Source organism: Bifidobacterium cebidarum (assembly GCF_009193305.1).
Taxonomy (GTDB): Bacteria; Actinomycetota; Actinomycetes; order Actinomycetales; family Bifidobacteriaceae; genus Bifidobacterium; species Bifidobacterium cebidarum.
In genome coordinates this window covers 255,182-277,487 of sequence record NZ_WBVS01000003.1, presented here as the reverse complement: position 1 = coordinate 277,487, position 22,306 = coordinate 255,182, and the positions used below count along the sequence as shown (strand labels likewise).

Genomic DNA, 22,306 nt, shown 5'->3' with positions numbered 1-22,306 from the left:
TCATGAGCCAGCCAGAACAACAAACACCGGAGTACGGGCAGTACAAACAGCCTGAATACGGTGCCATGGCTGGGCAATATGGTCCCAATTACAATCCATATCTCTATGGCGCTCCCGAATCCGATTCCAAGCAGAATACTGCGGCGGCGCAGCAGGCAGTGGGCAATGCGTCCGGTGACGCTGCGCAGCGGCAGAATGTGCCGGGATATTACCCAGGCGGGTATCCCGGAGCGCAGGGTCAGCCATATGGTCGGCTCGGTCAGGGCAATCCCGCCTCCAACCAAGACGGCAAGCCCTACCAGCCGCATTATTACAACGGCATTGATTTGAACGATCCCAATCAGAATCCCCTGTATGGGCATTGGGATTCGTATGCGGTTATTTCCTTCGTTCTGGCATTGTTCTTCCCTGTGCCGGTATTGTCGGCATTGATGGGAATCCTGGCCATGTGGCGTACCCGTACCTTCCATATGAAGGGTTTTGGCCTGGCTCTGGCGGCAGTGATACTCAATGTGTTGTATACGCTGGCCGTTGTTTGGATGGCGTTGAATGGATATGACGCCATGAGTCTCTATCAGGATGCGTTGCAACAGCTGACCGGTGGTGCCGGCTCTTCCTCCAGCGATTCCATTGCCGCGTGATTCGCAAGTGGTTCCTTTCCGTGTTGGCTTTGGACCAGTGAGCCAACACACCTGTGCATAACTATACATAAGTCTGCATAATCATGTATACTCATCCAAGGTTACATCAGTTGAAAAGAGATGAGTATGCCCAAATATTCAGTGGCCGTGGCCGGTGCCACGGGATATGCCGGAGGCGAGGCGCTGCGCATTCTTGCCGCCCACCCCGACTTTGAAGTCACTTGCGTGGCGGGACATTCCTCCGTGGGTGATTCCATGGCCAAGCACATGCCGCACATTCCGCAATTGGCCGGGCTCACGGTGGAGGATACCACGCCTGAAGTGCTCAACGGTCATGACGTGATTATTCTTGCGTTGCCGCATGGCGCTTCCGGTAAGCTGGCCTCCCAGTTGGATCCGAACGCCATAGTGGTTGATTTGGGCGCCGACCATCGCCTCGAAGAGCGAAGTGCCTGGGATGAGTTCTATGGCGGCGATTTTTACGAGCACTGGACCTATGGCATGCCGGAACTCATTACCGGCAAGAACACGAACGGCGAATACACTCGCCAGCGTGCGGCATTGCCTTGTGCGAAGCGTATCGCCGGACCGGGATGCAATGTCACCGCAACCACGCTGGCCCTGCAGCCGGGTATTGCCGAAGGCCTCGTTGAGCCGACCGACATCGTCGCCGATCTGGTGGTCGGCTATTCCGGAGCCGGCAAGAACCTGAAGCGCACGAATCTGCTCGCTTCCGAAGCATTGCAGTCCGCATTGCCATATGGTGTCGGTGGTACGCACCGTCATATCCCTGAGATTCTGCAGAACTTCGCACACGCAGCTGGCAAAAGCGCTGCGGCCGCCAGCGAATTCACGCTGGGCTTCACGCCGGTTCTTGCCCCTATGTCCCGCGGCATTCTCGCCACCGTGTCCGCTCGCATGAGCGAGAAGGCACTCGACATGAGCGATGAGGAAATTCGTGGCATCTGGACCAAGGCCTACGAAGGCCAGGACTTCATGGTGCTGTTGCCGGAAGGCATGCTGCCGGCAACCGGCAATGTGATCGGTTCCAATGCCGCACATCTGCAAGTGGTCACCGATCGCAAGGCCAAGCGACTGTATGCATTTTCAGCTATTGATAACCTCAACCGCGGTACGGCCGGTCAAGCGGTACAGTCACTGAATGTCGCACTGGGTCTGCCTGAGGATGCAGGCCTGACCAAGATTGGAGTAGCTCCGTGAGCGTTACATTCGCACAAGGATTTACCGCAGCCGGTGTGGAAGCCGGTATTTCCGCGGTTGAAGGCAAGAAGGATCTGGCACTGGTCGTCAACAACGGTCCGCTTGATGCCATTGCCGGTGTATTCACCTCGAATCGTTTCTGCGCGGCACCGGTGCAGTGGAGTCGCAAGATTGTGGCGGATGGCCACGCCAAGGCGGTGATTCTGAACTCCGGTGGCGCCAACGCCTGCACTGGCGAGGAAGGCTATGCGCAGTCCAAGGCCACTGCGGAAAAGGTCGCCGAACTGGTTGGTGCCAAGCCGGAAGATGTGGCGGTATGCTCCACTGGTTTGATTGGTGAGCTGCTGCCGCTCGACCACGTGCTCGAGGGGGCCACCCAAGCGTATGAAGCTTTGGCCGATACCGCCGAGGCGGGAGCCGATGCCTCCCATGCCATCATGACCACCGATACCAAGCCGAAGACGGTTGAACTGACCGGCTCCAACGGTTGGAAAATCGGTGGCATGGTCAAGGGCTCCGGCATGATCGCTCCGCAGCTGGCCACCATGCTGTGCGTCATCACCACCGATGCCGTGGTCTCCGCCGGGCAGATGCAAGCCGCGCTCACTGTGGCTGCCGAGCATTCCTTCAACCGTATCGATGTGGACGGCTGTATGTCCACCAACGACACGGTGCTGCTGCTCGCCTCCGGTGCCTCCGGCGTTGAACCGGATAAGGATGAGTTCAACAGGCTTGTGCGTCAGGCCTGCGCCAGCCTGTCCCGTCAGATCATCGGCGACGGCGAGGGCGCCTCCCATGACATCCGCATCACCGTGACCGGTGCCACCAGCGAGGAGGCGGCATTGGCATGTGGCCGTGCAGTGGCCGCCTCCAACCTGCTCAAATGCGCGATTTCCGGCAATGACCCGAACTGGGGCCGTATCGTCAGCTCTTTGGGCACGGTGCCTGAAGACGTGGCGCCATACGATTCCAACAAGGTCACCGTTGACGTCAACGGTGTGCGCATCTGCGAGAACGGCGGCGCCGGGCGCGATCGCAGTGAAGTCGACATGACTCCGCGCGAAGTGCATATCGACATTGATCTGAACACTGGTGCTGATGCCTCGGCCACCGTATGGACCGACGATCTGACCCACGAATACGTACACATCAACGCCGACTATGAAAGCTGAGTAAAGCTATGCGAGATTGCTGGAGATATTCGTTGTCCGACACACTCAAGGCCGTTCGGCCAAGCCTACGGTCTGACAACGAATATCTCCAGCAACCTCTTACCTATGGCATATGTGAGGGGAAATAATAGATTTATGGCTACGGAATTAAAGGGACCTGGGTTCCATTTTGACGTGCACACCGACCTGCGCGCCGATCAGAAAGCGGAAGTGCTGATTGAGGCATTGCCATGGCTGGAGGAGTTCGCCGGCCAGCGCATCGTGGTCAAGTATGGCGGCAACGCCATGGTTGATGAGCATCTGAAGCAATGCTTCGCCGAAGACATGGTGTTTCTGCGCCAGGTGGGCATCCATCCGATTGTGGTGCATGGCGGCGGCCCGCAGATCTCCCATATGCTGAAGGCTCTGGGCATCAAGTCCGAGTTCAAGGGCGGCCTGCGCGTCACGACTCCTGAAGCCATGGACGTGGTGCGCATGGTGTTGACCGGCAAGGTTTCCCGCGAACTGGTGGGCCTGATCAACGCACATGGTCCGCTGGCGGTGGGCCTGTCCGGAGAGGACGGCGGCCTGTTCTCCGCCACCCAGCGCAAGCCGGTGATCGACGGCGCTCCTACCGATATCGGCCTGGTGGGCGATGTGGTGTCCGTGGACGCCTCCGCCGTGGAGGATCTGGTTGCAGCGGGCCGTATCCCAGTGGTCTCTTCCGTGGCTCCCAACGAAGAGGACGCCACTGAGGTGCTGAATGTGAACGCCGACTCCGCAGCCGCCGCATTGGCCGCCGCGGTAGGCGCCCACAAACTGGTGATTCTGACCGACGTGGATGGCCTCTACGCCGATTGGCCGGATAGGAATTCGCTGATCGGACGCATCGGCGTGGAGAATCTGCGCGATATGCTGCCGGATTTGGAATCCGGCATGCGCCCGAAGATGGAGGCCTGCGTGCGCGCCATCGACGGTGGTGTGCCTCAAGCCCACATCATCGACGGCCGCAAGCCACACTCCATTTTGAACGAGATATTCACTTCCGCGGGTATCGGCACCATGGTCGTGCCTGAGGACGGACTGGAAATGAGGAGCTCCTATGTCTACTGAGCATGAGGAAACACTGGGCGCGGAAGACAGCAAGTGGCTGGGGGAGTACGCCCAGGTCCATATGAACGTATTCGGCACGCCGCTTCGCGTGATGGACCATGGCCAAGGCGCCCATATCTGGGATGTCGATGGCAATGAATATCTCGACTTCCTGGCCGGTATCGCCGTCAATTCGTTGGGCTACGCACACCCCAAGTGGGTCAAGGCCGTTGCCGAGCAGGCGGCGAAGATGGCCCATATCAGCAACTACTTCGCCTCCGAACCGCAGATCGAGCTCGCCGCCAAGCTGGTCAAGCTGGCTGGTGCTCCTGAGGGCTCCAAGGTCTACTTCGGTAACTCCGGAGCGGAAGGCAATGAGGCGGCGTTGAAGCTCGCCAAGCTCTACGGCCGCACGCTGCCGGGGGCGTTGCCGTCCGTGGGTGGCAAGCCGGCACGCATCATCGCCATGACCCAGGGCTTCCACGGCCGTACGATGGGTGCTCTTTCCGCTACTTGGAAGCCGAACATCCGCAAGCCGTACGATCCGCTGGTGCCGAACATCGAGTTCGTGCGCCCCGGAGACAAATTCGCGCTGCATGATGCCTTCGCCCAGACCGGTCTTGGCCATTACGGCAAGGGGCCGGTGGCCGCGGTGATTCTGGAGTTGATTCAGGGCGAGGCGGGCGTCAAGCCGCTGGGCGCTGACTATGTCAAGTTCGTGCGCGAAATGTGCGACATCAACCATGCACTGCTCATCATCGATGAAGTGCAGACCGGTATGGGCCGCACGGGTTCCTGGTTCGCGTTCCAGAACGAGGAGTTATCTGGTGGCGTTACGCCCGATATGGTCACGTTCGCCAAGGGCGTGGCTGGCGGCTTCCCGATGGGCGGCATGATCGCCTTCGGCGCCAAGCTTGCGGCACTGTTCACGCCGGGTTCGCACGGCTCCACATTCGCAGGCAACCCGTTGGGCGCCGCGGCAGGACTGGCAACAATCAGCACGATTGAAGACGAAAACCTGGTAGCGAATGCCGAGGAGCGTGGCAAGCAGCTGCGTGAAGGCATCATGGCCACCGGCAACCCGCTGTACGTTTCGGTGCGCGGCAGTGGTTTGCTCGACGCCGTCGAACTCAAGCATCCATGCGCGCACGCGGTAATGAACTACTGCCTCGAGCATGGCCTGATCGTCAACGCCGTGGCACCTGATGCGCTGCGCTTCGCGCCGCCGCTGATCGTTACCGCCGAAGACGTCGAGCAGGCATTGGCCGTGCTCAAGAGCGTTCCGACCGACCTACCCAACGATTAATACTTCCAATTACTTCAAGGAGATCACCATGACCCCAGAACTTCGCCACATGCTGCGCGACGATGACCTCAACCATGAGGAGCAGAAGCAGGTTTTGGAACTCGCCATCAAGTTCCATCACAACCGCTTCTACAAGCAGCCGTTCGCCGGCCCGCAGGCCGTCGCCGTGCTGTTCGACAAGCCATCCACACGTACCCGCTCCAGCTTCTCCATCGGTGTAGCTGAATTGGGCGGCTACCCGCTGGTCATCGACAAGTCCGGCTCCCAGCTGGGCCGCGGCGAGCCGGTGGCCGACACCGCCCGCGTGCTCGATCGCATGGCCTACGGTGTGGTCTGGCGCACCTTCGGTCAGGACCGTGTGGAGGAAATGGCCAAGTACTCCACCCATCCGGTGATCAACGCGCTGACCGACGACTTCCACCCCTGCCAGATTCTCGCCGACTTCCAGACCATCGCCGAACACCGTGGTGGCGTGGATAACCTGAAGACCCAGACCATCGCCTACGTGGGCGATGCCGCCAACAACATGTCCAACTCCTACCTGCTTGGTGGTGCCGTGGCCGGTATGAACGTGCGCGTGGCCGGCCCCCAGGGCTACCTGCCGCGCCCGGATATCGTGGCCGATGCCGAGCGCATCGCCGCTGAGAATGGCGGCTCGATCCTGGTGACCACCGATGCCAAGGAAGCCGTCAAGGACGCCGACTGCGTCTTCACCGACACCTGGGTTTCCATGGGCGAGGAAGCCGAATACGCGATTCGCTCCAAGCCGTTCTGGGACTATCAGGTCAATGCCGAGCTTATGGCGCTCGCCAAGCCGGATGCGTTGTTCCAGCACTGCTTGCCCGCCTACCGCGGCAAGGAAGTCACCGCTGAAGTGATCGATGGCCCGCAGTCCGTGGTATGGGATGAGGCTGAGAACCGTCTGCATGCCCAAAAGGCGCTGATGACATGGCTCGCCGGCAAGGCTCGTGGAGACGAAAGCCTGCTGGCATGAGCGATTCTTCACCGTTGCAGCGGCCCGCCACCAGGGCCGCTCGGCTGAGTGCCATCGAACAGGCATTGGCCACGCATATCGTCACCTCCCAATCGCAATTGTCCAAGATTCTGATTGATGAGGGCATTGTGGTCACTCAGGCAACCCTGAGCCGTGATCTGGACGAGATGCATGCGGTCAAGACGCGCCTGAAGGACGGCACGGTAGCCTATGCGGTTGACCGAGGGGCGGCCGTGGGCGAGGGGGAAGCTATTGTAGGTGAACGCTCGGAAGCGCAGATGTCTCGCGTGCTGAGCGGTCTGGTCACGTCGGTGGCCGCCGCCCGCAATCTCATTGTGGTGCACACGCCTTCCGGCGCTGCTCAGTATGTGGCCTCCGTGGTGGATAAGCAACCCATCGACGGTGTGCTCGGCACCATCGCCGGCGACGATACGGTGCTGGTCATCTGCACTGATGACGACACCGCCGCCGCCCGCGCCGACTGGCTTCTCACCCTCGCCTCCAAATGATTTGTCCAACACGCCCATGCATAAATATGCATAGCTCTGTATATAATTGCATTCAGTTTGTTTTTTGATTGTTTAGGAAAGGGAATCAATGGCAGATAACAAGCGCATTGTTCTGGCCTATTCCGGTGGTCTTGATACCTCCGTCGCCATTTCGTACCTGAAGGAGCGCACCGGCAAGGACGTCGTCGCCGTCTCCCTCGATGTCGGTCAGGGTGGCGAAAGCCTCGAGACCATCAAGCAGCGCGCTCTCGCCTGCGGTGCCGTGGAATCCTATGTGGTGGACGCCCGTGACGAGTTCGCCAACGAATACTGCATGAAGGCCCTCAAGGCCAACGCCATGTACGAGGGCGTGTACCCGCTGGTCTCCGCCATCTCCCGCCCGCTGATCTCCAAGCATCTCGTGCGCGCCGCCCACCAGTTCGGTGCCGACACCATCTCCCACGGCTGCACCGGCAAGGGCAACGACCAGGTCCGCTTCGAGGTGTCCATCGCCGCCATCGACCCGACGCTGAAGGCCATCAGCCCGATTCGCGACCTTGCGCTGACCCGTGACGTGGAAATCGCGTTCGCCAAGGAGCACAAGCTGCCGATCACCCAGACCGAGAAGTCCCCGTACTCCATCGACCAGAACGTGTGGGGCCGCGCCATCGAGACCGGCTTCCTCGAGGATCCGTGGAACGGTCCGACCAAGGACTGCTACTCCTACACCGACGATCCGGCCTTCCCGCCGGTCGAAGATGAAGTGGTTATCGAGTTCAAGCAGGGCATCCCCGTCAAGATTGACGGCCGTGACGTCACCCCGCTGCAGGCCATTGAAGAGATGAACCGCCGCGCCGGCGCCCAGGGCATCGGCCGTATCGACCTGATCGAGGATCGTCTGGTCGGCATCAAGTCCCGCGAGCTGTACGAGGCTCCGGGTGCCGTGGCGCTGATCGCCGCCCACCAGGAACTCGAAAACTGCTGCCTCGAGCGCGAACAGCACCGTATCAAGCGTGATATCGACAAGCGCTGGGCCGAGCTGGTCTACGATGCACAGTGGTTCTCCCCGGCAACCCAGTCCCTGAACGCCTTCATCGAAGACACCCAGAAGTACGTCTCCGGTGAGATTCGCATGACCCTGCACGGTGGTCGTGCCGTGGTGACCGGCCGTCGTTCCGACTCCTCGCTGTACGACTACAAGCTCGCCACCTACGATTCCGGCGACAGCTTCGATTCCAAGTCCTCCAACGGCTTCATTGACATCTACGGCCTGCCGTCCCGCGTGGCCGCAGCCCGCGACGTGAAGTTCGGCAACGGCATCGAAGTCCCCACCAACACCGTGGAGTAATTATTGATGCAACGCATTGAGCTCCCCTCCCACGAGGGGAGCTCATTTGTCTAGAGGGCTCATGTTTGAACGCGCTGATACGCTGTGCGCAGCCGCTATTTTTGCATAAGGAGTGATTCATGCCCGAAAACAATGAACATCTGGCACTGTGGGGTGGCCGCTTCACCTCCGGTCCGTCCCCGGAACTGGCCCGACTGTCCAAGTCCACCCAGTTCGACTGGCGGCTGGCCGACGATGATATCGCCGGCTCCCGTGCCCATGCTCGCGCACTCGGCCGTGCCGGTCTCTTGACCGCCGACGAACTGCAGCGCATGGAGGACGCCCTCGACACCCTGCAGCGTCACGTGGATGATGGCTCCTTCGCTCCGATCGAAGACGACGAGGATGAGGCCACCGCGCTGGAACGTGGCCTGATCGACATCGCGGGTGACGAGCTCGGCGGCAAGCTTCGCGCCGGCCGCTCCCGCAACGACCAGATCGCCTGCCTGATTCGCATGTGGCTGCGCCGCCACTCTCGCGTGATCGCCGGACTGCTGCTCGACCTCGTCAACGCACTGATCGAACAATCCGAAAAGGCCGGTCGCACTGTGATGCCGGGCCGCACCCACATGCAGCACGCCCAGCCGGTGCTACTCGCACACCAGCTCATGGCCCACGCCTGGCCGCTCATCCGCGACGTGCAGCGCCTCATCGACTGGGACAAGCGCATCGACGCCTCCCCATACGGTTCCGGCGCACTCGCCGGCAACACGCTCGGCCTCGACCCGGAGGCCGTGGCCCGTGAACTCGGCTTCTCCCGCGTGACCGACAACTCCATCGACGGCACCGCTGCCCGCGATCTCGTGGCCGAATTCGCCTTTGTGGCCGCCATGACTGGCGTGGACATCTCCCGTCTCTCGGAGGAAATCATCATCTGGAACACCCAGGAATTCGCCTTCGTCAAGCTGGACGACGGCTACTCCACCGGCTCCTCCATCATGCCGCAGAAGAAGAACCCGGATATCGCCGAGCTCGCCCGCGGCAAGTCCGGCCGCCTGATCGGCGACCTGACTGGTCTGCTCGCCACCCTGAAGGGTCTGCCGACCGCCTACGCCCGCGACCTGCAGGAAGACAAGGAAGCCGTCTTCGACCAGGTGGATACCCTCGAAGTGCTGTTGCCCGCCTTCACCGGCATGGTCAGGACCATGCACTTCGACGCCAATCGTCTGGAAGAGGAAGCCCCGACCGGTTTCGCCCTGGCCACCGACATCGCCGAATGGCTGGTCAAGAACGGCGTGCCGTTCCGCCATGCCCACGAGCTCTCCGGCGCATGCGTCAAGATCGCCGAAGGCCGCGGCCAGGAACTCTGGGATCTGACCGATCAGGACTTCATCGACACCTTCGCCGCATTCCTGCCGGCCGAAAAGGCTCCGGGCGTGCGTGAGGTGCTCTCCAGCCACGGTTCCGTCGATTCCCGTAACGGCAAGGGCGGCACCGCCTACGGTCGCGTACGCGAGCAGATCGTCGACGCCAAGGCGCAGGTCGAAGAACTGAAGCTCTTCCCGGCCTCCACCTCTGACGGCTCCGCATACAAGGCTCCTGGCACGTTCTGATTATTGCCAGCGCCACATTGATGACACTTCGGCTCTCCGCACAACAACGGAGAGCCGTTGTTATGTCACACGCCGCACCTACACTGAATAACCGTAACGAACGGGAGCCGAAAGGCTGAGAGGAAGCGCCAGCTTCGACCGGGGAACTTGACGCGGGTCATGCCGCCGTAAGGAATCGTTGTTCATGATTTGTTGGGTTCGCCACTCTGTTCGGTTCATATAATTCAGCCGTGTGCGGCTTGTGGTGTAGCCAATGCGCCATGAGTCATGCACGGTCGCATGACTGGGTTCATGAATGGGCGCACCACTTAAGGTACGGTTCGTTTCGTGCGCCCTTTTTTAGTATTCATGGAAGGGATGCGAATGCAGGTCAACGGAGAGCAGGTTAAGCTCGAAGCGCCGGTCAGCGTGGCCGACTATCTGGAAACTCACGGTTTCCGTGCCGAACGCGTGGCCATCGAACTCAACGGAGAGATTATTCCGCGCGACAAGCGAGCAGACGCCATGCTCGATGACCAGTGCGTCATGGAAATCGTCCAGTTCGTACAGGGCGGCTGAGTCAAAGCCTCAGCATCACTACGAGACAGTCCAAAGAAGGAAATACATCATGAACATCAATCCGGTTACCGAAGCATCCGTTGAAGCGACACCACTGCCGCCGCAGCCCAAGGTCGTCAATCCCGTTGGCACCGCAGCGCCGATGCTGCCGGTGGAGGACAAGCCGCTCAACCTGGGCGGCCACGAATTCCAGTCCCGCTTCATCCTGGGCTCCGGCCGTTATGACCTGAACCTCATCAAGGCCACCGTTGAGCACGCCGGCACGCAGATCGTCACGATGGCATTGCGCCGTGCGCAAACCACCGAAAACAGTGTGCTCGACTACATTCCCGAAGGCATCACGCTGCTGCCGAACACCTCCGGCGCGCGCAACGCCGAAGAGGCCGTGCGCATCGCCCGCCTCGCCCGTGAAGTCTGCCACACCGATTTCGTCAAGGTCGAGATCGAGCATGAGACCAAGTATCTCCTGCCGGACAACGCCGAAACCATCCGCGCTACCGAAATGCTGGCCAAGGAAGGCTTCGTCGTGATGCCGTACATGTTCCCCGATCCGATTGCCGCGCGCCAGCTCGAGGAGGCCGGTGCTGCAGCCGTGATGCCGTTGGGCTCACTGATCGGCTCCAACATGGGCCTGCGCATGCGCGATTTCATCGAAATCATCATCGCCAACGCGCATGTGCCGGTCATCATCGACGCCGGCATCGGACGCCCGAGCCAGGCATGCGACGCCATGGAAATGGGTGCCGACGCCGTCATGGCATACACGGCTGTGGCTTCCGCCGGTAACATCCCGCTGATGGCCGAGGCATTCAAGAACGCCATCAACGCGGGCCGCGCAGCCTACCTCTCCGGACTCGGCAAGGTGACCGAAGGCCAGGCCGTGCCGTCCAGCCCCACCACCGGGTATCTGCATTGACGAATCTGCCCGTCGGCCTCCTGTTGCAGGAAGCCGACGGGCAGCCGGCCTAAGAGAAGCGCTCAGTCGGGAACATACGATGAAGGAATCGAGCTATGGCATTAACTGACGAACAAGTGGAGCGATATGCCCGCCACCTGATTTTGAAAGGCGTGGGGGTCAAGGGGCAGAAGCGTCTGCTGGCCTCCAGTGTGCTCATCATCGGTGCCGGCGGCCTCGGCTCGCCGGTGGCGCTGTATCTTGCCGCCGCTGGTGTGGGGCGCATCGGTCTGGTTGATGGCGATGTGGTGGATCTGAGCAATCTGCAGCGCCAGATCATCCATACCACGGCCTCGGTGGGGACTCCCAAGGTGGATTCAGCGGCCGCGTCCATCCGAGCATTAAACCCGGATGTGCAGATTGATGCCCACCGCGAACTCGTTGATGCCAGCAATATCAGCGCACTGATTGAGCCGTATGACTTGGTGATTGATGCCACCGATAACTTTGCCGCCAAATTCCTCATCAACGATGCGTGCGTACTGGCGAATAAGCCATACATTCATGCGGGCGTGGTGGGATTCGCCGGACAGGTGATGACTGTCGTGCCCGGAGAAGGACCGTGCTATCGCTGCATCTTCCGCGATATGCCGGCGGCCGGCGAGATCCCGACCTGCAAGGAGGCCGGCGTGCTTGGCGCCGTGGTGGGCATCATCGGCAGCATTGAAGCCACCGAAGCCGCCAAACTCATCGTAGGGGTAGGCGAGCCGCTGATTGGCCGTATGCTTACCGTCGATGCGTTGACGATGAACATACGTCGTGTACCGCTGCCCAAGCATGTGCCGGACTGCCCGGTGTGCGGGGAGCATCCGACCATCACCGCCATCGATTCGGCCAATTATATTCAGCCGGCTTGCGCCATTTGATTGCCATGTGATTATGATTCCGGCGCTCCTCGAAGGAACCGGAATAACGAGGGGAATGTCAGCTATGCCAATTGCTTTGCATAACCATCCGCAGGCGGATGCCGAGGAACCGGTGTTCAGCCATATCACGCCGGCCGAGTTCGCCGCGCTTGACCCGTCGACGGTCACGTTGCTGGATTTGCGCGAGCCGGCGGACGTGGAGGCGCATCCAGTCGCAGGGGCCATCAATGCGCCGCTTGATCCACTGGCCCATGTGCTCAAAAACGTGCCGAAAGATCGTAAAGTCATCGTCTACTGCGCCGAAGGCTGGTGGAGCGAGGAAGTCGCCGAAATCCTCGCCGATCGCGGCTACGAGGTGGCAAGCCTGGACGGCGGATTCCGCGCTTATCAGCAGTATCTGGCAACCCAAGGTGCGTAGGCGGAACGCAGAGCTCCTGCCCATAATCATCCGGGCGGATGAGTCCGGGCGTTCTGTGCTTGTCCTACAATCGGCAACGAACAACGTAAGTACAGACTGATCGATTCTGAGGAGCCCGATACCGTGGGACGTCTGCTCACTCGTACGCAGATTCAACAACTGGTTGCCAAGCACGGCAGTGAAATCATCGAACATCAGCATATGGAGATTGAACGTTGCTGCTACCAACACGGCAACGTCACTACATTCGCGCATTCCATCCGCGTGGCGTGCCTGGCCGTATGGATGGCGGATCGCGCACACCTGTGGCATCACGTGCATATCAAATCCCTGATTCGTGCGGCGCTGCTGCATGATTATTTCCTCTATGACTGGCACGACTGGGATAACGGCACCCACCGCTGGCACGGATTCACCCATGGGCATGCCGCATTGGCCAATGCGCTCAAGGACTTCAAGCTCAACGCCATCGAACGCGACAGCATCGAAAAGCACATGTTCCCGATGACGCCGATCCCGCCGCGCTATATCGAAGGCTATCTGGTCACCTTGGCGGACAAGATCTCCGCCACCCGCGAGACCTTCTCGATGGGCCGATTCCATAAGAAGGCGTTGCCGGCCAGGCCATTGCGCGCAGCCCTGCAATCGAGCCGTCAGCGACCGGGCATCACGCAAGGCAGGTGATCTGAACCGTGATGCTGTTTCTCGAGTATCTGTTCCTGTGGTTCATCTTCTATAGCTTCGCCGGCTGGGTGTACGAATCGATTCTGGTCTCCTGCCAGCAGCGTCGCTGGGTGAACCGTGGATTCCTGAACGGTCCGCTCTGCCCGATCTATGGCACGGGCGCGGTGGCTGGCGTGGTGATTCTCGGCCATATCCATAATCCGGTTGCCTTGTTCTTCCTGGCGATGATCGGCGCCTCGGTGCTCGAATACTTCACATCATGGGCCATGGAACAGCTGTTCCACGCGCGATGGTGGGATTATTCGCATTTCCACTTCAATCTGAACGGTCGCATCTGCCTGCTTGGTGCCGTGGTATTCGGCATCGGGGGAGTGCTGATTGTGGATGTGATCCAGCCTGAGGTCGCACGAGTGACCGACATGATTCCATTGCAGATCATTCATGCATTGTTCGTGGCGCTTATGGTGCTTACCATCGTCGATACCATCGTCACCGTGTGCGGCATCGTGAACTTCGAGCAGAGCCTCGAACAGTTCAAAGTCGCCGTGGCCAAGTATGGCGATGTGGTACGCGAGAAAGTGGGTGACGCGGTTTCCGGGGCCACCGACAGGTTCGGCGGCATGCAATCCACAGTGGGCCAGAAGGTTGGCGAGTCCTGGCAGAACGGCAAGGAGATGTCTTCCGAATTCATGCTTCGCATCAAGGACGCCGCCGATTCGGTGTTCAACCGTCAGCAGCGCCGTATGATTGCGTCCTTCCCGAGATTGAAGACCACTTCCAACAACGATACGTTGCAGCAGCTGCGTGAGACGCTTGAAAAGCTGTACCGACGCGGCCAGTGAACGGGAAACCCGCGTGGGCGGCACTGTCGGTGTGTTCTGCGAGACTTATAGACGCTTGAAAACAGAATTAAGCATCGTTCATCAGACAATTCGATAGGGAGAAGCTACACGCTATGGCTCACGTCACCGACTTCAAGGAAGCGGGTTTCAACACCCTGCTTGAGGAACTGGAATGGCGCGGGTTGATTTCCCAGTCCACGGACCGGGATCGACTCGCAGCGGCATTGAACGGCGAGCCGATCACCTATTACTGCGGCTTCGACCCTACCGCCGCTTCATTGCACATCGGCAATCTGGTGCAGCTCATCAACATGCGTCACATGCAGCTGGCCGGTCACCATCCGATCGCCTTGGTCGGTGGCGCCACTGGTCTGATCGGCGATCCGCGCCAATCCGGCGAACGCACGCTCAATCCGAAGGACGTCGTGGCCGGCTGGGCCGAGCGTCTGAAGCAGCAGATCGGCGGCATTTTGGAGACTGAAGGCGCCAACCCGGTGCGATTCGTGTCCAACTACGATTGGACCGCGCAGATGAGCGTCATCGACTTCCTGCGCGATGTCGGCAAGAACTTCCGCCTCGGCACGATGCTCGCCAAGGATACCGTGGCACGCCGCCTGAACTCCGAGGAGGGCATCTCCTTCACCGAGTTCAGCTACCAGGTGCTGCAGGGCAACGACTTCCTGCACCTGTTCGACGAGTATCACTGCACTCTCGAGCTCGGCGGCTCCGACCAGTGGGGCAACCTGACCTCCGGCCTTGACCTGATTCACAAGGTGCGCGGCGTGGACGTGAACGTGTTCACCAGCCCGATCATCACCGATGCGCAGGGCAAGAAGTTCGGCAAGTCCGAGGGCAACGCCGTGTGGCTGGACGCCACGATGCTGAGCCCCTACAAGTTCTACCAGTTCTGGATCAACCGCCCGGATGTGGAGATGGAAAGCCTCCTGAAGGCCTTCACCTTCCTGCCCAAGGCCGAGATCGAGCGTCTGGTGGAGGAGTCCAAGACCAATCCGGGCAGGCGCGAGGCGCAGAAGGCGCTGGCTTGGGAGGTCACCAGCTTCGTGCACGGCGAAGCCGCAACCCAGGCCGCCATCGATGCCTCCGGCGCGCTGTTCGGCCGCGGCGGCAATCTTGAGGACATTGACGAGGCAACACTTGAATCCGTGCTGGATGGCTTCAAAGTCGTCGATGAGAACGGCGAGCATGTGTTCCCGGTTGCCAAGCCCGGCGACCGCGTGATTGATGCCGCTCAGGCAGCCGGTCTGTTCAAGTCCGGCTCGGAAGCCCGTCGCGCCATCAAATCCGGTGGCGTATACCTCAACAACAACCGTATCGAGGACGAGGAGCAGGTGCTTGGCGAGGCTGATTTCCTCGCTGGCCGCTTCGCTCTCATTCGTCGTGGCAAGAAGGCGCTCGGCGCCGTGGAAAACCGTTAAGTATAGGATTAAGGAAAAGATAGATGGCAGAAGGTAACGAGCGTTCCGGCAAGTCGTACGGCGGGAACAAGGGTTATGGCGACCGCCGCCCTTCCAACCGTGGCGGCAAGGGCTTCAAGCCGCGCGGCAAGGGCGGCTTCAAGCCTCGTCGCGACGGTGAGGGCTTCAAGCCGCGTCACCGTGATGGCGAAGGCTTTGCACCTCGTCGCGACGGTGAGGGCGGCGAGAACAGCCGCGGCGGCTTCCACAAGTCCTATGGCAAGTCCGGCGGCTTCCACAAGGGCGGTTTCCGTAAGGATGGCGAGCGTGGCGGTTTCCGCCGCGACGGTTTCCACAAGGGTGGACCACGTCGTGACGGCGATTTCAAGCCGCGTCGTGACGGCGAGGCCGGTGAGAACCCGCGCTACCAGCACAATGACGGTGAGCGCCGTAACTTCCATCGTGATGGCGACCGTCGCAACTTCCGCCGTGATGGCGAGCGTGGCGGCTTCCGTCGAGATGATCGCCGTGATGGCGACCGTCGTGATTTCCATCGTGACAACCGCGACAACCGTGGTGGTTTCCGCCGCGAAGATCGCAAGGATTTCCGCCATGACGATCGCCGCGATGGTGGACGCCGCGAGTTCAACGCCGAGGAGAAGCGCGAATACCGCGAAAACAAGCGCAGCGAATACATGAGCCGCCCGCGCCGTAACTCCGACGGCACGATGAGCTTCCCCTCCCAGAACCCGTACACGGCCCGTCGCCCCGATGAGCCGCGCATGCCGAAGGGCATGGAATGGTCCATGCTGTCCAAGGACGAGCGCGAACGTCTGCGCGGCCTGTCCAAGGAGCATGCCGAGAACATCGGTCTGCACATTCTGGCCGCATACGCGCTGGAGGAGAAGGACCCGGACTTGGCTCTCGAGCATGCCAAGTGGGTGGCCCGTCAGGCCTCCCGCATCGACTTCGCCCGTGAGACGCTGGCCTTCGTGGCCTACCGACAGGGCAACTACAAGCTCGCACTGCGTGAGTTCCGCACCGCCTACCGTATGAACGGATTCCAGGATTATCTGCCGTTCATCGCCGACTGCGAGCGTGGCGTGGGCAACCCGAAGAAGGCCGTGGAGATCGCCCAGTCCGAAGAGGGCAAGCAGCTGCATGGCGCTCCCAAGGTGGAGATGTTCCTGGTGTACGCCGGTGCACTGGGCGATCTGGAACTCTGGGACAAGGCCATTGAGGTGGTGCACACCGTAGGCCGTTCCCAGGGCCTGCCTGGCGAGTACCGTATGCGTGCCGTGCAGGCGGAGCAGTACTTCCTTGAGGAGGCCGGCCGTACTGGCGAAGCCGAGAAGCTGGACAATGTGCTGGATCGATTGGAAGACCAGTATGCCGACGAGGACTTCGACGAAAACAGCGATGATGTGGTCATCGACCATGATCTTGCGGACCTGACCGACGATTCCGAAGTGCTTGAACAACTCGGCATCGATCCTGCCGACGCGCAGTACGCACCGGAGCTGGAGCCGGAAGAGGCGGAGGAGCCGGAATCCGAGGAATCCGATGAAGATTCCGCCGAGACTGAGCCTGAAACCGAATCCGAGGATTCTTCCGATGAGTCCGAAGAACCGGAAGCGGATGCCGAATCCGCTGACGAACAGCCGGAATCCGAAGATTCTGACGAATCCGACGAGAAGTGAGCACGCAAGCATGACCCGATTCCTCAAAGGAACCAGTCGTTCGCTCGCCGAGACCTACCAGCTGGCGCTGCTCGATCTCGACGGCGTGGTGTATCGCGGCAAGAATCCGGTGGAATATGCGGCTGATTCGATTCGTGCCGCGGAACAGGCCGGCATGACCATCGAATACACCACCAATAATTCCTCGCGATTCCAGCATGTGGTGGCCGACCAGCTCAAAGGATTCGGCCTGAACGTGGAGCCTTGGCAGGTCATCACCTCCTCGGTGGTCGCCGCACGTATGGTGGCCAAGGCTCTGCCGGCTGGCGCGCGAGTCCAGGTGCTGGGGGCGGAACATCTGCGTGAGGAAGTGGAGCGCAATGGGCTGACCATCGTGGACGGCCCCACCGATCATCCACAGGCGGTCATCCAAGGCTGGTATCCGCAGATGACTTGGCAGATGATGGCGGACGCGGCCTTTGCCGTGGAAGCCGGGGCCACATACTTCGTGACCAACCGAGACCTGACCATCCCGCGTGAGCTGGGCATCGCACCCGGCTGCGGTTCGATGATCAAGGCGGTGATCGCCGCTACCGGTGTCGAGCCGGTAGCTTCGGCCGGCAAGCCGGAAGCCTACATGTATGATGAAGCGCGTGAATTGAACGCTGCCGAAGGCCATGATCTGGTTCCCAGGGAATCGTCCATCGCCATCGGCGATCGCTTGGACACCGATATCGAAGCCGGCAATCGCGGCGGTTACGATTCCCTGGCCGTGCTGACCGGAGTCACCAATCCTACGGAGCTGATGCTGGCTCCCGCACACCTGCGCCCCACGTTCATCGCCAAAGACCTACGCGAATTGGCCAACGCCCAGCCCGAGCCGGTCCGTGCTGAAGATGGCACTTGGGAATGCCGGAAGGCAAGCGCCTGGTTCGAGAACGGAGCCGTGCAGGTAAGCGACTCCAGCAGTATGGATGCCTTGCGCGCGGCCGTATGCGCGGCATGGGAAGCCGCGGATACGGGCGCACGTCTTGACGCCAGCACGGTCCCGGCATTTACGCTGTAAGGTCTTGCCATGACGGACATAGACGATACATCCGAGCGTACGCACCTCGTCGAACGCTTCCCGCAGCTTGCCGATCTTGATTCGCAAGACAATGACGGCAAACTGCGGGCGTTCAGGGATGCATTGTCCGCCCTGCAGCGGGAACTCGACGCGAACCGCCAGTAGCCGGTTACGCTGGGCTATAGCTGGCTACAAAATCCTCGCATCGTACGTTATCGGTGCCCATTTCCGAGGGAGCATATGTCTCAACAGCAGCTTGATCCTTCCACGCCACTCGACCGTCTTGACATGATGCTGGTGGCTGCGGGTTTGGTGGAATCACGCGCCAAAGCGCAGCGTCTGATTAAAGCGGGCCATGTGCGGGTCGACGGTCAGACCATCACCAAGCCGTCATACATGGTCAAGGCCTCGCACGGCGAACTCGCCGTGGATAAAGGCGACGATTACGTATCGCGCGGCGCCTACAAGCTGTTGGGCGCATTCGAGACATTCGCCGAACAAGGGCTTACCGGTCCCCAAGGGTTGCGCTGCCTGGATATCGGGGCCTCCACTGGAGGATTCACCGATGTGCTGCTGCGAGGGGGAGCGGATCGGGTCGTCGCATTGGATGTGGGACATGGCCAACTCGATCCCCGCATCGCGGGCGATCCGCGGGTCATCGAGATGAGCGGCGTCAACATCCGCGAAGTCGAGGCCGAGGATCTGCCGTGGCCACCGCAGATGATCGTCTCCGATGTCTCGTTCATCTCGCTCACATATGTGATTCCCGTCATTGAACGCATCAGTGAATCCGGCGCTCAGATCGTGTTGCTGGTCAAACCGCAGTTCGAGGTCGGCAGAACCGGTTTGGGTAAGAACGGCATCGTCGAGGATCCATCCTTACGCCAGCAGGCGCTCGACCGTGTGGTGGACTGCGCGAACCAGCATGATCTGGAAGTCCGGGCCACAGCCGATAGCCCTATCGAAGGGACGCACGGCAACGCCGAATACCTGCTTTACGCCGTTCGCAAGTGAACACGACGGCAGGCACCCTTTAGCAGCAGCACATTGGAGGTCATATCCATCCCCAGTGTGGTGGAACATACGGCATGTTCCACGGCGGTGCCTTCCCTCAAGGAAGCCGAATCCGCTTTCATGGTGCGGCAGATGAGTTTGCATGCGGAGACTTCCGAAGCCTTGATCAATATGACTCGACTTTGTGCCTGATAATCGGGCATGCCGAAACGTGAAAACATCGTACTGCGCAATGGTTGGGTGAAGAACACACGCCCATCGATATCATTGCCATGCAATACGCCATGCATATAGAGATTATCGGCGACGATGTGGTGCGCGTTGCGCAGAGCACCCGTGATGGCCATATCGCCCGAACATCGAATGTCCCCATCGGTATTCACGCTGCCGGTCAACTCGATGCTCTCGCATAGGATGTCGCCTCTGACCTCGAGTTCGCCGCGGCCGCATATGCGTTTTACATGGATTCTTCCGGAACATCGGACGATGCCGTTATCGATAATCAGGCTGTCGCCTTGAATCGTCGGCGCTTCAAGGGTGCCTTCCACTATAGCGGTTCTGAACCTCACGCCGTTTGCGAATGTGGCGTCGTCTTCCACGTCGATGAGGTCGTAGACGCCACTATGAACCATTGAGCAATCCGCAGAATGCTCGGTCATCGTAACCCCCTCCTTCGTTGGGTATCGTGGTCCAGCGTAAGCGCCAAACGTTAGCTTTGAACCGCGATGTTCGCAGAGTAGGGGGTATGGGGGAGTGCTTCAGGGGTGGAATCAGCCCTGAATGAAATGGTCGATCTGATCCTGCTTGCCCATGATGATGAGCTCATCGTTGCGGTGCATCACCAGTTCGCGGGATCCGTATTGGAATTCCTTGCCGGGTGCCTTGATGCCCACCACCGTCACGCCATACTTGTCATGCACCTGCACATCCTCGATGGAGCGGCCCACGGCATACAGCGGCGTATGAATCTTCACGACCGTATAGGGGCCATCGATTTCGATGTAGTCCAGATAGTTGCCGGCCACCAGATGCCCCACGCGCTTGCCGGCGTCGGTCTCCGCATTGATGATATGGCGGGCGCCGATGCGCTGCAGGATGCGCGCATGCTCTTGGGATACGGACTTGGCCCACAGGTCGGAGATGCCGGCGTCCAGAAGATTGCCGGTGATGATCACCGAGGATTCGATGCTGTCGCCGATGGCCACGACCGCGGTGTCGAACTGGGAGGCGTCGATCTGCTCGATGGCCATCACATCGGTCATATCGGCCTGGATCGTGGGCAGGTGAGCGGACCAACGGGCCACGATCTCGGGATTCTTGTCCACCGCGAGCACATCCTGACCCATGGCGTCCAGCGTGGAGGCCACCGAGCCTCCGAATCGTCCGAGGCCGATGACCAATACGCTTTTGGTGCCGCTTGATTTGGATGCCATGGTGAACCTCCTGAAACGTGTTGTGAACAAGAATAGTGATGCGGGTGAATCAGCCGACGATGATGTTTTCCTGCGGATATCGAATGGGCTCCGGTGCCATCGGTCTGCTGATCGAGTAGGCGATGGTCAACGGGCCGAGACGGCCGACAATCATTTCGGCGGCGAGAATGAACAGGCAGGCCGGATTGCCGGCGTTGGCGACTCCCACCGAATAGCCGCCGAGCGAGAACGCGGAACAGGCTTCGAACATGGCGTCCACGAAATTGCAGCCGGTCACGAACATCAATGACACCGCGCCCACGAATACGAGGAAGAAGCATGCGGTGGTCACTGAGACGGCGGTCATCTGAATGCGCCGGGGGATGCGCCGGTGGAATGCCGTCACATCGCGGTGGCCGGTGAAAGATGCGGCGCAGATCAGCACGATCACGGCGAATGTGGTGACACGGATACCGCCTGCGGTGGAAGACGAACCGGCGCCGATGAACATCAGCATGCTCATGAACGCCTTGGTCTCGTTGGAGACCTCCGGCACCCAGGAGATATCGAATCCAGCCGAGCGCGGCATCACGGCGGCGGAGAGCGCGCGGCGCAGTTTCATGCTGGGGTCGTCGGCCGGGAACAGGGCGGTGTTACCCCATTCGACCAGCAGGAACCAGACCAAGGAGGCGAGCACCAGCAGACCGGTGGTGGTCAGTGTGAGCTTGGTGTGCAGCGTCCACCGTTTCGGTTTCAACCGTTTGCGTGCGCATTGCACCACATTCAGCACCACCGGGAAGCCGAGCGTGCCGACGAATGCGCTGAGCAGAATCGGCAGACCCACGCCCCAGCGGTTGATGTGCAGGCCGGTGGCGTCCGGCGTGAAACCGGTGTTGTTGTAGGCGGAGACGGCGTAGAACAGCGCCTGCCACAGCGTACGGCCGATCTGCCCGCGATTGACGCGGAACAGTTCCGGCAGCAGCAGGGCGAACGTCAGGCTTTCGGCGATGGCGAACGTGGCGAACACCACGGAAAGCACGCTTTTGATTTCGGAAAGCTTCGTGGTGCCCAGCTCGCTGGCGGTGAGCATGCGCTGGGAGACCTTGAGGCGTCGGGAAGCGCCGAGCGCCACCATGGAGGCGAACGTCATCACGCCGAGGCCGCCGAACTGGATGGAGAAGAGGATCACCACCTGACCGAACATCGACCAGTATTGCGCGGTGTTCACCACGGGAATGCCGCAGGTCGACAGCGCGGAGACGGCGGTGAAGAACGCCACCGGGAAATTGGTGAACACCCAGTCATGCGTGGAGAATGGCAGCAGCAGCAACAGCGTGACGATGACGATTAGTACGAGGAAATACAGGATGGAGAGCCGCCCAGGGTGGCTGAGAAGCCGGTCGGTGAGCCCGATGCGGCGTATGCGGCGTGCGGAACGTGCCTCTCGTTTGATCTGGGCTTTGCTCTTCTCGTTCGGTTCATCGTTGGAGAACCACCAGGAGAACCCTGTTGAATCCTGCTTGTTGAGGAAGGATTCATCGAAGTCGTTGGACATGGTTTCCGT

23 protein-coding genes and 1 riboswitch are annotated in these 22,306 nt (G+C 60.4%); of the genes, 20 read left to right on the top strand and 3 right to left on the bottom strand.

What is annotated here, in order from left to right; all coding sequences use genetic code 11:
* The first annotated feature begins 2 nt into the window (after window positions 1-2).
* From F7D08_RS04845 to F7D08_RS04755, 20 genes are all read left to right on the top strand, one after another.
* Window positions 3-641 carry a DUF4190 domain-containing protein gene (locus tag F7D08_RS04845; protein ID WP_152209544.1) on the top strand — a complete coding sequence of 213 codons (639 nt, stop codon included), beginning with the start codon at window positions 3-5 and terminating at the stop codon, window positions 639-641.
* A gap of 126 nt (window positions 642-767) precedes the next feature.
* Window positions 768-1,862: an N-acetyl-gamma-glutamyl-phosphate reductase gene (gene argC / locus F7D08_RS04840; protein WP_152209543.1), complete on the top strand. Its 1,095-nt coding sequence runs from the start codon at window positions 768-770 to the stop codon at window positions 1,860-1,862.
* On the top strand, window positions 1,859-3,034 hold the full coding sequence (gene argJ, locus F7D08_RS04835; RefSeq protein ID WP_152209542.1) for a bifunctional glutamate N-acetyltransferase/amino-acid acetyltransferase ArgJ: 1,176 nt from the start codon (window positions 1,859-1,861) through the stop codon (window positions 3,032-3,034). The genes argC and argJ overlap by 4 nt, the downstream gene beginning before the upstream one ends.
* Before the next feature lie 135 nt (window positions 3,035-3,169).
* Window positions 3,170-4,126 carry an acetylglutamate kinase gene (gene argB / locus F7D08_RS04830; protein ID WP_152209541.1) on the top strand — a complete coding sequence of 319 codons (957 nt, stop codon included), beginning with the start codon at window positions 3,170-3,172 and terminating at the stop codon, window positions 4,124-4,126.
* The gene (locus F7D08_RS04825) at window positions 4,116-5,411 is read left to right on the top strand and encodes an acetylornithine transaminase (protein ID WP_152209540.1); all 1,296 of its coding nucleotides are present in this window, start codon (window positions 4,116-4,118) and stop codon (window positions 5,409-5,411) included. Before argB ends, F7D08_RS04825 begins: the two co-directional genes overlap by 11 nt.
* Window positions 5,412-5,439: 28 nt before the next feature.
* Window positions 5,440-6,405, top strand: coding sequence for an ornithine carbamoyltransferase (gene argF, locus F7D08_RS04820; RefSeq protein ID WP_152209539.1), 966 nt, complete (start codon window positions 5,440-5,442; stop codon window positions 6,403-6,405).
* Window positions 6,402-6,914: an arginine repressor gene (locus tag F7D08_RS04815; protein ID WP_152209538.1), complete on the top strand. Its 513-nt coding sequence runs from the start codon at window positions 6,402-6,404 to the stop codon at window positions 6,912-6,914. The genes argF and F7D08_RS04815 overlap by 4 nt, the downstream gene beginning before the upstream one ends.
* Before the next feature lie 88 nt (window positions 6,915-7,002).
* Window positions 7,003-8,241: an argininosuccinate synthase gene (locus F7D08_RS04810; protein WP_152209537.1), complete on the top strand. Its 1,239-nt coding sequence runs from the start codon at window positions 7,003-7,005 to the stop codon at window positions 8,239-8,241.
* Window positions 8,242-8,360: 119 nt separating this feature from the next.
* Window positions 8,361-9,833, top strand: coding sequence for an argininosuccinate lyase (gene argH / locus F7D08_RS04805; protein ID WP_152209536.1), 1,473 nt, complete (start codon window positions 8,361-8,363; stop codon window positions 9,831-9,833).
* A 90-nt stretch (window positions 9,834-9,923) separates the two neighbouring features.
* A riboswitch (TPP riboswitch) is annotated at window positions 9,924-10,025 on the top strand.
* Between the two features lie 171 nt (window positions 10,026-10,196).
* Entirely contained in the window at window positions 10,197-10,391 is a 195-nt protein-coding gene (gene thiS / locus F7D08_RS04800) for a sulfur carrier protein ThiS (RefSeq protein ID WP_152209535.1), read from the top strand.
* A gap of 46 nt (window positions 10,392-10,437) precedes the next feature.
* Complete coding sequence (locus F7D08_RS04795) at window positions 10,438-11,307, top strand: thiazole synthase (protein ID WP_101625264.1); 870 nt, start codon at window positions 10,438-10,440, stop codon at window positions 11,305-11,307.
* 95 nt (window positions 11,308-11,402) lie between these two features.
* Complete coding sequence (gene thiF / locus F7D08_RS04790) at window positions 11,403-12,212, top strand: thiazole biosynthesis adenylyltransferase ThiF (RefSeq protein WP_152209534.1); 810 nt, start codon at window positions 11,403-11,405, stop codon at window positions 12,210-12,212.
* Between the two features lie 64 nt (window positions 12,213-12,276).
* Entirely contained in the window at window positions 12,277-12,630 is a 354-nt protein-coding gene (locus tag F7D08_RS04785) for a rhodanese-like domain-containing protein (protein WP_152209533.1), read from the top strand.
* Between the two features lie 123 nt (window positions 12,631-12,753).
* A complete protein-coding gene (locus F7D08_RS04780) occupies window positions 12,754-13,314 on the top strand; it encodes an HD domain-containing protein (protein WP_152209532.1) in 561 nt (186 codons plus the stop codon).
* An 11-nt stretch (window positions 13,315-13,325) separates the two neighbouring features.
* On the top strand, window positions 13,326-14,156 hold the full coding sequence (locus F7D08_RS04775) for a putative ABC transporter permease (RefSeq protein WP_152209584.1): 831 nt from the start codon (window positions 13,326-13,328) through the stop codon (window positions 14,154-14,156).
* A 113-nt stretch (window positions 14,157-14,269) separates the two neighbouring features.
* The gene (gene tyrS, locus F7D08_RS04770; protein ID WP_152209531.1) at window positions 14,270-15,592 is read left to right on the top strand and encodes a tyrosine--tRNA ligase; all 1,323 of its coding nucleotides are present in this window, start codon (window positions 14,270-14,272) and stop codon (window positions 15,590-15,592) included.
* Between the two features lie 23 nt (window positions 15,593-15,615).
* On the top strand, window positions 15,616-17,271 hold the full coding sequence (locus tag F7D08_RS04765; RefSeq protein ID WP_152209530.1) for a hypothetical protein: 1,656 nt from the start codon (window positions 15,616-15,618) through the stop codon (window positions 17,269-17,271).
* A 10-nt stretch (window positions 17,272-17,281) separates the two neighbouring features.
* On the top strand, window positions 17,282-18,316 hold the full coding sequence (locus F7D08_RS04760) for an HAD-IIA family hydrolase (RefSeq protein ID WP_152209529.1): 1,035 nt from the start codon (window positions 17,282-17,284) through the stop codon (window positions 18,314-18,316).
* Window positions 18,317-18,325: 9 nt separating this feature from the next.
* Entirely contained in the window at window positions 18,326-18,481 is a 156-nt protein-coding gene (locus F7D08_RS09715) for a hypothetical protein (RefSeq protein WP_193316192.1), read from the top strand.
* Between the two features lie 75 nt (window positions 18,482-18,556).
* Entirely contained in the window at window positions 18,557-19,330 is a 774-nt protein-coding gene (locus tag F7D08_RS04755) for a TlyA family RNA methyltransferase (RefSeq protein ID WP_152209528.1), read from the top strand.
* Here F7D08_RS04755 and F7D08_RS04750 read toward each other — a convergent pair.
* From F7D08_RS04750 to F7D08_RS04740, 3 genes are all read right to left on the bottom strand, one after another.
* Window positions 19,312-19,989: a hypothetical protein gene (locus F7D08_RS04750; protein WP_226803375.1), complete on the bottom strand. Its 678-nt coding sequence runs from the start codon at window positions 19,987-19,989 to the stop codon at window positions 19,312-19,314. The two genes, F7D08_RS04755 and F7D08_RS04750, sit on opposite strands and share 19 nt — an antisense overlap.
* A 111-nt stretch (window positions 19,990-20,100) precedes the next feature.
* The gene (locus F7D08_RS04745; RefSeq protein ID WP_152209527.1) at window positions 20,101-20,763 is read right to left on the bottom strand and encodes a potassium channel family protein; all 663 of its coding nucleotides are present in this window, start codon (window positions 20,761-20,763) and stop codon (window positions 20,101-20,103) included.
* A gap of 49 nt (window positions 20,764-20,812) precedes the next feature.
* The gene (locus F7D08_RS04740) at window positions 20,813-22,297 is read right to left on the bottom strand and encodes a TrkH family potassium uptake protein (protein WP_152209526.1); all 1,485 of its coding nucleotides are present in this window, start codon (window positions 22,295-22,297) and stop codon (window positions 20,813-20,815) included.
* Between the last annotated feature and the right edge of the window lie 9 nt (window positions 22,298-22,306).